The organism is Pseudoalteromonas sp. TB64 (genome assembly GCF_000498095.1).
Classification (GTDB): domain Bacteria; phylum Pseudomonadota; class Gammaproteobacteria; order Enterobacterales; family Alteromonadaceae; genus Pseudoalteromonas.
This window is the reverse complement of the sequence record NZ_AUTQ01000202.1, coordinates 1-10,915: the sequence shown is the minus strand read 5'-3', so window position 1 is coordinate 10,915 and position 10,915 is coordinate 1. Positions and strand designations below refer to the sequence as shown.

At 34.6% G+C, this 10,915-nt stretch carries 10 protein-coding genes; 8 read left to right on the top strand and 2 right to left on the bottom strand.

The window, feature by feature from the left end:
- The coding region (locus tag L647_RS1000000125410) for a helix-turn-helix domain-containing protein (RefSeq protein ID WP_139015429.1) at positions 1–155 on the bottom strand (155 nt) is incomplete at its 3' end.
- Between the two features lie 200 nt (positions 156–355).
- Here L647_RS1000000125410 and L647_RS0116915 point away from each other — a divergent pair.
- The 8 genes from L647_RS0116915 (at position 356) to L647_RS0116880 (ending at position 8,436) form a co-directional block, all read left to right on the top strand.
- Positions 356–775, top strand: a complete 420-nt coding sequence (locus L647_RS0116915) for a hypothetical protein (protein WP_024612102.1) — start codon at positions 356–358, stop codon at positions 773–775.
- 372 nt (positions 776–1,147) lie between these two features.
- Positions 1,148–2,137: a 3-oxoacyl-ACP synthase gene (locus tag L647_RS0116910; RefSeq protein WP_024612101.1), complete on the top strand. Its 990-nt coding sequence runs from the start codon at positions 1,148–1,150 to the stop codon at positions 2,135–2,137.
- The gene (locus L647_RS0116905) at positions 2,137–3,111 is read left to right on the top strand and encodes an NAD-dependent epimerase/dehydratase family protein (protein WP_024612100.1); all 975 of its coding nucleotides are present in this window, start codon (positions 2,137–2,139) and stop codon (positions 3,109–3,111) included. The genes L647_RS0116910 and L647_RS0116905 overlap by 1 nt, the downstream gene beginning before the upstream one ends.
- Entirely contained in the window at positions 3,104–3,937 is an 834-nt protein-coding gene (locus tag L647_RS0116900) for an MBL fold metallo-hydrolase (RefSeq protein ID WP_050582000.1), read from the top strand. The genes L647_RS0116905 and L647_RS0116900 overlap by 8 nt, the downstream gene beginning before the upstream one ends.
- A complete protein-coding gene (locus L647_RS0116895; protein WP_024612098.1) occupies positions 3,921–5,207 on the top strand; it encodes a F390 synthetase-related protein in 1,287 nt (428 codons plus the stop codon). The genes L647_RS0116900 and L647_RS0116895 overlap by 17 nt, the downstream gene beginning before the upstream one ends.
- The gene (locus L647_RS0116890; RefSeq protein ID WP_024612097.1) at positions 5,200–6,354 is read left to right on the top strand and encodes an ATP-grasp domain-containing protein; all 1,155 of its coding nucleotides are present in this window, start codon (positions 5,200–5,202) and stop codon (positions 6,352–6,354) included. Before L647_RS0116895 ends, L647_RS0116890 begins: the two co-directional genes overlap by 8 nt.
- A complete protein-coding gene (locus tag L647_RS0116885; RefSeq protein ID WP_024612096.1) occupies positions 6,344–7,456 on the top strand; it encodes a hypothetical protein in 1,113 nt (370 codons plus the stop codon). Before L647_RS0116890 ends, L647_RS0116885 begins: the two co-directional genes overlap by 11 nt.
- The gene (locus L647_RS0116880) at positions 7,453–8,436 is read left to right on the top strand and encodes a Rieske 2Fe-2S domain-containing protein (protein ID WP_024612095.1); all 984 of its coding nucleotides are present in this window, start codon (positions 7,453–7,455) and stop codon (positions 8,434–8,436) included. Before L647_RS0116885 ends, L647_RS0116880 begins: the two co-directional genes overlap by 4 nt.
- A gap of 468 nt (positions 8,437–8,904) precedes the next feature.
- Here L647_RS0116880 and L647_RS0116875 read toward each other — a convergent pair whose 3' ends face one another.
- A complete protein-coding gene (locus tag L647_RS0116875) occupies positions 8,905–9,900 on the bottom strand; it encodes a fatty acid desaturase (protein ID WP_024612094.1) in 996 nt (331 codons plus the stop codon).
- Between the last annotated feature and the right edge of the window lie 1,015 nt (positions 9,901–10,915).

Here is a 10,915-nt window from a genome sequence, read left to right as displayed (position 1 = left end):
TAACCTCGCTTACCTGTATTTCTAGAAAGCTCTCTTGAAATCGTAGATTGCGATAAATTAGTTAGCTCAGCAATACTTTGTTGCGTAAAACCACTTTTCTTTAGAACGGCGATCTGGCATCTTTGCGCATAGGTCAGTTGTTTGTAATGTCTCATTGTAAAATCTCTTGCCGGAGAAAAAGCAGTTAGCTTATGAGCAACTGACCACTTAATCTAGCCAAAACAAGTTATGCACTTACAATTTGAATCTAGGTATTAAGTAAAAATCTCCTTTTACAAGTATGCTTACTCAAACCTCTTTATAATCGCACTATAAATAGCTATTTGAACTACTGTATTATTTATTGGAGTTATTAATGCCTTCATCACCAGCTCAAAAAAACAGTTTATTAATTGATATTTGGCAATCGTTTTCAACATTACCTAATTGGGTGAAAATTTGGGTAGGGTTATGGCTTGCACCTATTAATATGCTTACCCTTTACTTTATTAACAACACTTCGGGTTTATTAATAACATGCCTTGCCTACGCGGGCTTACTGCTTAATTTATTTGTAATGATTTATAACCGAGGCTTCTCGAGATTGATGGCTTTACCGCATTTATTGCCATGGACAATAATGCTGGGGATTATTTACAGTGCACTGCCTTTAAGCGATGGGATTTATAGTGCTTTTTTATGGGCACTATTTATTACAAATTTTGTATCTTTAGTATTTGATTACCCAGATACCTACAAATGGTTTAAAGGACAAAAAGAAGTCGCTGGTAGGTAGTTAGTAGATAAATTTATAAAGTGATAACACTGTTATCGCTTTATCTCATTGTTATTAAAACTTTATATCTCTATATTTCCTCTTAAATTCAAATAATTTTAAGTCCTTTATCCCCGCGTAGTTATTAACACTTACATGGTTATTTATATAACTCTATTGCCATATCACTTTCGCATCTCGATATTTTCAATTTATTTTATTACGCAGTGATATGCCTTCAAACACAGAGCGGTTTTAACCCACTTTATTTAATGTATAAATCTGGTATCGTGCTTTGTCATTGTTTTATAGTCACAATGTATTTTTTAAGTGATAGCTAAGTGCTCAATCTGTAGGTAAGCACTTATTGCACGAACCTGTAATGAGTAAAATATGATTGGTGTAACGATAAAAGGAATTGGGATCGCTAACCCAAGTAGAATTGTGAGCTCTTGCGAAATTGACACTTTTCGGGGTGAACCGCTAGGTACAACCGAAATAAGAACAGGTATAAAGCAAAGGCGTTATTCAAGTAACGAAACTGCGGGCGAGCTTGGCGTTAAAGCAGTTAAAGAAGCACTCACACATGCTAATTTTGATTTGACTGATATTGATTGCATCATTTCAGCCTCTGGAACTATGGAGCAAGCCATTCCCTATAATGGCGCTAATCTTCATCGGTTACTTGGTTTAAAAGCCCCCATTCCCACGTTCGACATTAATATGACTTGCCTCAGTGCTGTTGCTGCAATTAATGTTGCTAATGCTTTAATTCAAAACGCGACGTATAAAAACATTTTATTAGTTTCATCCGAAATAGCGTCTGTTGGTATAGATTGGAATGACTCCGAAGTTGGCGGAATGTTTGGTGATGGTGCCGCAGCTATCATCATTGGGCAATCAAGTAACACAAGCCAAAGAGTACTAGGTAGCCACTTTGAAACCCATAGTGAAGGTTATGAGTCGTGCCAAATTCGTGGTGGTGGCAGCACATATCATCCGAGTAAAATTATTGACGAAGATTATAAAAAATACGGTTTATTTGAAATGCATGGAAAAATTGCATACCGCTTAACAGCAAAAGTTATGCCTGCATTTTTAAATAAGCTGCTGGGTAAAGCAAATGTTGAATTAAACGATATAGATTGGATAGTCCCACATCAGGCAAGTAACTTAGCATTAGAGCATTTAAAAAAGCGCTTAGGTGTGCCAGAGCATAAATTAATTAATATTTTGAGCGAAAGAGGAAATCAAATAGCGGCATCTATTCCCACTGCAATGAATGAGCTATTTAAACATCGAGCGATTAAAAGTGGCGACAAAGTATTAATAATTGGCACGTCTGCAGGGTTAAGCCTTGGCGGGCTTATTATGGAGCTTTAATGAAAGCGATTATAACTGGCGGTACCGGTTTTTTAGGAAGGCACTTAGTTAAAGCACTTACGGCATTAAATTGGCAGGTAATTGTTTTAGCTAGAAACATTTCGCATATAACCAACACCTCATCAACCAATCTTGAATATAGATCCGTAGACATTGCAGATAGCAAAAGCTTAGATGTAGTGTTTGAAAATGCCGATGTGGTTTTTCACTGCGCGGCTTTATCATCGGTTTGGGGGAAATACACAGATTTTTATAATGTTAATGTGCAAGGCACTAAAAATATAATTACGTGCTGCGAAAAGTATAATATTAAAAAGTTAGTGTATGTTTCATCAACGAGTGTTTATTTTGAATATAAAAATGAAGTAAACATTAGTGAAAATCACCCTGTTGCTCGCTGTTTTGCCAACGATTATGCAAAAACAAAATACCTTGGTGAACAAGTCGTTTTAAAAGCAAAAAATAAAGTTAATGTTGTTGTAGTAAGACCAAGAGGGATCGTTGGTGATGGTGATGAATCAATAATGCCACGCTTGCTTCGCGTTGCAAAAAATGGCTATTTTCCGCTACTTAATAACGGCGAAGCCATTGTTGATGTAACCTACGTTAAGAATGTTGTTAAAGCCTTAATATTGTGTGCAACTGTAGATAATTTAAATGGTGAAATTTTTAATATTTCGAACGACCAGCCCATGAGAGTAAAAGATTTACTTAACCTAGCACTTAAAAATAAAAAAGTTAAATATATAAAATTACCCTATAAGTTAATTTTTGCAGCTGCATGGTTACTCGAAAAAAATGCAAAATTAATGAACAAAAGTGAACCAAGATTAACAATGTACGGCATTGGTTTATTGGCTCACACTCAGGTATTAAATATTGATAAAGCAAAAAGCAGGCTTGGATATAAGCCGTCTTATTCAATTGAAGATGCTGTAGATAATTACCTAAAATGGGAGGCTGACCGTGCTTGAGTTATATAAAGTGGGCCATTGTTGGCACCCCGAAGCGATGGTGCTTGGCAATTGCAATTTAAGTAAAATGAAGTTTCCGGCGCATGTTGGCTTAATAAGGCACCCTACAAAGGGGCTTATATTATTTGATACAGGCTATGCTAAACGCTTTAGCAGTGTAACAAAACGCTTTCCCGAAAAGGCTTACAGTATACTTACACCGATGAAACTAGGCTGCAAAGAGCAATTAACCGAACAATTAATTAGTAACGGAATACATCCTTCAGACATAAAATATATTTTTATCTCGCATTTCCACGCTGATCATATTGCGGGGTTATTAGACTTCCCAGATGCTAAGTTTATTTGTTCTAAGGTCGCATTTACCGAAATTATGAAACTAGGAAAGTTAAGTGGTTTAATTAAGGGTTATTTAAAAAAATTAATTCCTACTGATTTTCATAAACGCTGCTCTTTTATTGAAGATTTAAAACCAACTGCATTAACTCAAAAGCTGCGCCCATTTCACAGTGGTTTTGATATTTTTAATGATGGGTCTTTATTTGCGATAAATCTGCCAGGTCATGCTGCAGGACATTATGGATTATTTTGTACTGGTACAAAAGCAGGCACCTTTTTGGTGGGCGATGCTGCTTGGACAAAAGATGCATACGAGAAAAGCTTATACCCCAATCCATTAGCTTATTTAATTATGGATAGCCGCAAAGCGTATATTGAAACACTTGATTCTTTAGGGCAGCTTTACGGTAATAGCAAAGATATAAAAATAATCCCTTCTCATTGTGAGCTTTCATTTAAAGAGTATTGCCGTGTTCAACAAAGTTAGAAGGCTACTCGCTTTTTTAAAAGGGTACTTATTAGCAAAAAGAGGGAAGCATTTATCTCGAGAAAAAATTGATAAAATGCAATTAAAAGCATTTAACGCTTTTCGACGCAATGTGCTCGTTAAATCGAGTTTTTACTCATTATATTCAACAGATAATTTAGCTCAGTTTCCTGTTATTAATAAAGCTATTCATATGAATAACTTTGATACGATTAATACACAAAAATTGGTAAAAAAAGATGCATTAAATATCGCTATTCAATCAGAGCGTTCTCGAAACTTTAAGCCGGAATACAAAGAATTTAGCGTCGGATTATCGTCGGGTACTAGTGGTAACAGAGGCTTATTTGTAGTTAGTGAGCAAGAACAAGCGCAATGGGTTGGATATATTATTGGTAAAATGTTGCCTTTATCGATTAAAAAACACCGCGTTGCATTTTTTTTAAGAGCTAATAATAACTTGTATCAAAGTGCTAATGGATTAATGGTTAGCTTTCAATTTTTTGATTTAATAAATGGCATTAGCGCAAACATTGATGAGCTTAATAATTTTTCTCCGACACTTTTAATAGCCCCAGGCAGTGTATTAAGACGAATTGCACAAAGCCCTACCCGTATTTCACCAAGCAGAGTAATAGCCGTTGCAGAAGTACTTGAGCATGAAGACAGGCAAATTATTGAGCAACGCTTTAATATTAAGGTAGAACAAATATACCAATGCACAGAAGGTTTTTTAGCCGCGACTTGCTCCGCTGGTAATTTACACTTAAATGAAGACACCTGCATAATTGAAAAGCAATGGCTTGATAAATCAACAGGTCGCTTTAGTCCCATAGTGACGGATTTAAGAAGGACAACACAACCGGTTGTTAGATACTTACTTGATGACGTATTAATTGAAGACACTACACCTTGTGAATGCGGCTCTGCAATGACCCGAATCAAAAATATTGAAGGGCGTTGTGATGATGTACTAAAGTTTAAAGGGATTACAGGCGCCGACGTCGATGTGTTTTCTGACTATATTCGTAATACTATTATTTCTAGCTCCGATGAGATTGAACATTACAAGCTTACACAAACAGATAAAAATAAAGTACTCATTGAGATTCATCCATTAACACCAAAAATAATTAATAATATTACTCAAGGTTTAGATAATCTTTGGCGACGGTTATCAGTAATACCGCCAGAATATACCTTTAAAGCAATACCACTCAAAGTAGGTATGGAAAAGCAACGCAGAGTAGTGAGGTTGTGTAATGGCTAACTTTTTAATTACCGGTGCCAGAGCCCCTGCCGCTTTAGAGTTAGCTAGAAACTTATTTCGTGATGGACACATTATTTACATGGCTGACTCTTTAGCATTTCCACTTGCTAAGCACTCAAAATGTGTAAAAAAAACATTTCGTATTACGGCTCCAAAAGCGTCACTGCTGCGATTTAAAAACGACATAAAATCTATTTTAAAACAATATAATATCGACGTAGTAATACCAACATGCGAAGAAGTATTTTATATTTCGGCGGTTAAACCCGACTTAGAACCTCACAGTACTATTTTTTGCCCTGATTTTAATTTAATAAAAAAGTTACATAGTAAGCACGCTATTTATTGTGCAGCTAAAAATACAGGATTCAGCAACCCAAATACTAAAATATTAAGTGGTGCAGCTTTATTAGCTAAAAAAATCTACAAGGAGCAAGTAATTAAAAAAGAGTTTTGTAGGTTTGGGACTGGCGTATTAATTGAGCCTAATTTTTGTGACGTGCTAACCCTTGTTGATAAGCAATTAGAACAACAATTTATTATTCAAAATAAAGTTAAAGGCATTGAATATAGCTCTTACGCTATCGCTAATAATGGTGTCGTTTTATTTGATAGTATCTATACCTCAAAGCACAAGGTAAAAATGGGAGCGGGTATTTATTTTACGCCTGTTATTAATAAAAAAATTTCGGTGGCAATAAAAGCATTTTGTAAAAAAAATAATATTACAGGACAAATAAGTTTTGATGTAATTGAGAATGCACAAAATATTTATCTATTAGAATGCAACCCTCGGGCAACTAGTGGGCTGCACTTGCTATCAACAAGCTCTTTATCATCTGCCTTTTTGGGGCAAAGACATACACCTACGTGTGAAAATGAATTTAAAACACCTAAAATGATCACACTTGCCATGTTATTAATTGGTTTGCCTATCGCTTTAAAGAACGCGCAATTCAAACAATGGAAAAGCGATTATCAAGCAGCGACTGATGTTATATCAGTAAAAAACGATCGTTCATTTATTTTATTTTCATTGCTTTCATTATTTGAAATTATAACCATATCTATTAAAACACTCACATCACTAAGAGCGGCTTCTACGTTTGATATAGAATGGGATGGAGAAGACTTTGATGATCAATAAAACGCCTCCCCTTTATTCAAAACAAGCTGTTAGCCATTATATTTCAAGTTTTAACAACCCGTATTTATGCCATATTAGTAATGTTGTAACAAAAATGGATGAGCTAAGCGTATCAAGTAGCCTTGTATTACCGATAACAATTAACGACTCTGATTATCAAAATAGTTATGTCTGCTCTCCTTACACTGCATTAGTACCTTATTGCAAAGAAGAGCTAGAAAAAGTCGATTCGATTTTTATTCAATACGCTGTAAATGGGCTAATTTACATTTTTGATATCATTTTAAAAAAGTCAAAAATAAATAAAATTTGTCAGGTTAATAATTGGCTGCTTTCTACCAATCTATTTCCTGCATCGTTAAAAAAAACACATATTAATGAATCAAAAAAAACGCTAGTAGCTAACTACCCTACTCATTTATTAATGTATCGCTCTTTAAACTATTACACGAATAGAAATTTAATTGAGTACTTTTTAGAGCTGGGCTTTGAGCTTATACCCACACGCCAAGTATATATTTTTGATAAGAGAATTAACGACTTTTCGAAAACTCATAATTACAAAATGGATAGAAAGCTTTTAAATAAAACGGACTATTGCTATGTGCCTCAAAATAAAATACTACCTAGTGACATACCTAGAATTGTTGAACTTTATAATGCACTGTATATAGAAAAGTACTCGCAACATAATCCTAAATTCACCCACTCTTATATCGAAATGATTATTGAGCATCCAAACTTTTATATTGAAGGTTTTCGTAACAAGAATGGGGTTTTAGATGCTGTTGGCGGACGATTTGAAATAGATGGAGTCGTTACTTTACCTATTGTTGGGTATGATACAAAAAAACCAACCAAATTAGGTTTATATCGATTATTAGTAATATCTACACTACAATATACAGAAGACAAAAACCTCGTTTTTAACGCAAGCTCTGGCGCATCAAAATTTAAATTATTACGTGGTGCCACTCCTTATATTGAATATTCAGCAATCTATTCTAAACATCTATTATTTGGTAGAAGATTGATTTGGCAAGTATTACAAGTGCTGTTAAAGCATATATTCATCCCTATCGTAAAACGTTACAAATTATGAAACACAAAACAATATTACCTGTTGCAGTATCTAAAGAGTTAGGAGAAAGAAAACCTATAAGAGTATGTTTTGATGAAAGTTATGTTGTATTGCTTCGTACATCACAAGGCATAAGTGCATTTTTAGATGCGTGTCCGCACAGAGGCGTACCTTTATCGAATGGGTGCGTTAAAAAAGGAAATATAAAATGCATGTATCATGGCTGGCAGTTCAACGATAAAGGCGTATTAGTTGATGTACCAGGAGATCCTAACTTTAAGTCTTATTCATCCCCACTATTAACTTTATTCTATGCTAAGGAATACGATGGGCTAATATGGTTAAGTCGCAATAAATTCAGCTGTAGTGAACTGTTTACCCCTATGCTTCCCCCTACCCATGAGCATGCAACAGTAGTAAAAAAAATTAACGCTAATAAAATAGAAATAGCCGAAAACTTTTTAGACGCGCTGCATACTCACTCTATTCACACCAGCATAATCAGATCGTCAAAACTAAAAAACCGATGCACTGTAACCGTGCAAAATGTAATTGATGGTTATGAAGCTAGCTATATTGAAGATAAACAGCAAACGGGTATTTTAAGCCGCTTGTTTGGGAGCCAGATTACCAAAGGTATTGGTCGAATAAGGCAACCTGGCATAATTGAACTTGAATATATTACTGTAGATAACGCGATTGAGATGTCGGTTGTAATCTATATTATTGAAGAGAGAGATGGAGCATGTAAATTAATTTTACGGACCTACCTTAAAAAGTCGAAAGTTCCTTTTATAGTAAAAGCATTACTTTTAGCTCCATTTCAATTTTTAGTATTACATCAAGATAAAAAAGTGCTTGAGTTGCAACATAGATCGCTTACTGAAAACCCCGACTTTAAACCTATTGTTAGAAAAACAGATATTATGCGACGCTATATCGAAAAAACGTACGAAGACACTATTGAAGAATGTAATGTTAAATTGGAAATTATGCTTTAACGTAATATATAAATTTAAAACTTAAGCAGTAAGTAAGTAAGTAAGTAAGTAAGTAAGTAAGTAAGTAAAAGAATCAAAGTATTAATCCTCATAAAGTAAACTTAATAAGTTCAACAATTTAATTAACTTCCTTGGTGTTATCAATAAATGCAAAAGCAAATGATAAAATAGCGGTAATAATTAGTAATAAAGTAAGTATCTCTGATGTAAGTGAGAAAATGCTTATCTGTCTATAAATAGGCTTAGATGAGAAAGTATATCGAAGTTTTTTTAAAGCACAGCAGCTTTAAGTAGTTAGTAGTTAGTAGTTAGTAGTTAGTAGTTAGTAGTTCAATTCAAATTAATGTACCTTCACTACTAAATTTAATTATACCATTAGCTAAAACTTAATAAATGAATTTTTATATCAGTTTAGATACAAAAATAATGCAATTAATTAAGTTGTTAGCTAACTAGGCAATCAATTTTTTAATTAGGATTGTATGCATTTGCGTTTTTAATACTCTCAAAATCATTAAAGCGTACGTTATGTTGAGCCATAACTTTAAGTATTTTTTCACTCAGCATTTGACGTAAATAAAATGGCTGATTTGGCACAAAATGATGGATTGAATGCGTTTTACCAAAGTTGAAACAAAAAAGGTGGAATGGCATAAACAAACGGCTCGTTAATACGTGAGTCTGTTCAAGCATATTATTAACACCACCGTAATAGTGCATACTTGAAGTCACAAAATTAAGCGAGCTTGAACGAATAATATTTGGAATAATTAATACCACCATCAAAAACTCAAATACGTTCATTGTATTCAATAACCATTCTGGTGAATTTAACGTAAGCGGAATAAATAAATCAGCAATATTAAAGATTATTACGCTATACAAAACAATAAAATACGAAGTGGCTATTGGAAATCCCGCATTAAATACCTTAAAGAAACTAAACCCATCAATTTCTTTTTTAAAACGCTTAGCGTTAATAGTAAGCCCTAATAATCCATCCATAATAACAACAGCACGTAAAAAAGGATTTTTAATACCGTTGCCAACTAAACGTTCTTCTAAGTCTTGTTGAGTGCCAGACGTTTTATGATGATGTAAATGCATTTTACGCCTAAACCATGGGCTTACTGTATTAGGGCGCATTAGCCATACAGTTAACATCATAAAGTTATGCATAAATGGTAGGTTACTAAAATACTGTTTATGGATCAGATCGTGTTCAAGCTCATGAGAAATAGATGTAGCAATCGCTGCTAATATAATACATACCCAAGCTGGTATAATTGTTAAATAATATAAAACCCCAGCACCAATCAAAGCCCCTAGCGATAATAATAGTATAGCTAGACCTAGCGTATTTTGGTGAGCAAGCAACGGATGCTTTTCACGTAATAATACTTCCTCTGTTTTAATAGCTTTGACAATTGCTTGAATATTTTGCTTAGCACTTAACTGATTCATCGTTATCCGATTTACTGTTTCAATTAAGCACTATCATACCCTAATCGAATGTGGCTGCCAAAAACCGAAATGTAAAAGATTACTTTTCATCCTTATTTGTACCTCTTTATTTAATTATTAATATAAAAAGAACTATTTTCAAATACAGAGAAAGCCAACCTTTAAAAAGGGTTTTAAATGTGAAGTTAGTGCTTTACCCAGTAGAGTTCTGTCGCACTTATCGCGATTAGTGAAAATACTACGCTATCATGAGAAAGCAGCTTGGCTTTTGCATTGAGATATTTATAAGCATAATTGAGGAGGACGAGAGTAGATTCTATCTGCCATCTACCCACGTTTAACTTTTCTGCAGAAGTAATACCAATCCGCAATAATACTTAATCAATTTGAGGGATTAAACCTGACGCTAACTGCGTTAAAAATGTCTAATATAGAACAACTAAATAATGAAATTTTTGCCTTTTTGTCGACACGATTTTCTTACCTCAAAATAGACCACTTATTTAACCGAATCGATATAAAAAGCCCGAATCGTTAGATTCGGGGTCTTTTCAATGTAAAGTCGGTGCGCGCAGTAGAATGCTTTAGTGCCCAAAGCGGTGGAGGGCCACAGTGTAAATACGGCGCTATCATTCTCAAGCTGCTTATTATCGCGCTATCGCTGAGACTGGTGAGCTAAGTGGGCTTATTAAAAGTGGTTCATGAGCTGTAATCGAATGAAATAAGGGATATTAATGGGAGTGTAGGGTGTGAGTTGTGCGTTATTCCCCCATACTTCACTTTTCTGCAGACGTAAAAAAGCCCGAACCGTTAGATTCGGGCTTTCTACAATGTGAAGTCGGTGCGCTACGCATATGCAGTAGAATGTTTTAGTGCCCAAAGCGGTGGAGAGCCACAGTGTAAATACACCACTATCATTCTCTCAAGCTGCTTATTATCGCGCTATTGCTGAGACTGGTGAGCTAAGTGGGCTTCTTTAAAGTGGGTCATGAGCTGTAATCGAATGAAATAAGGG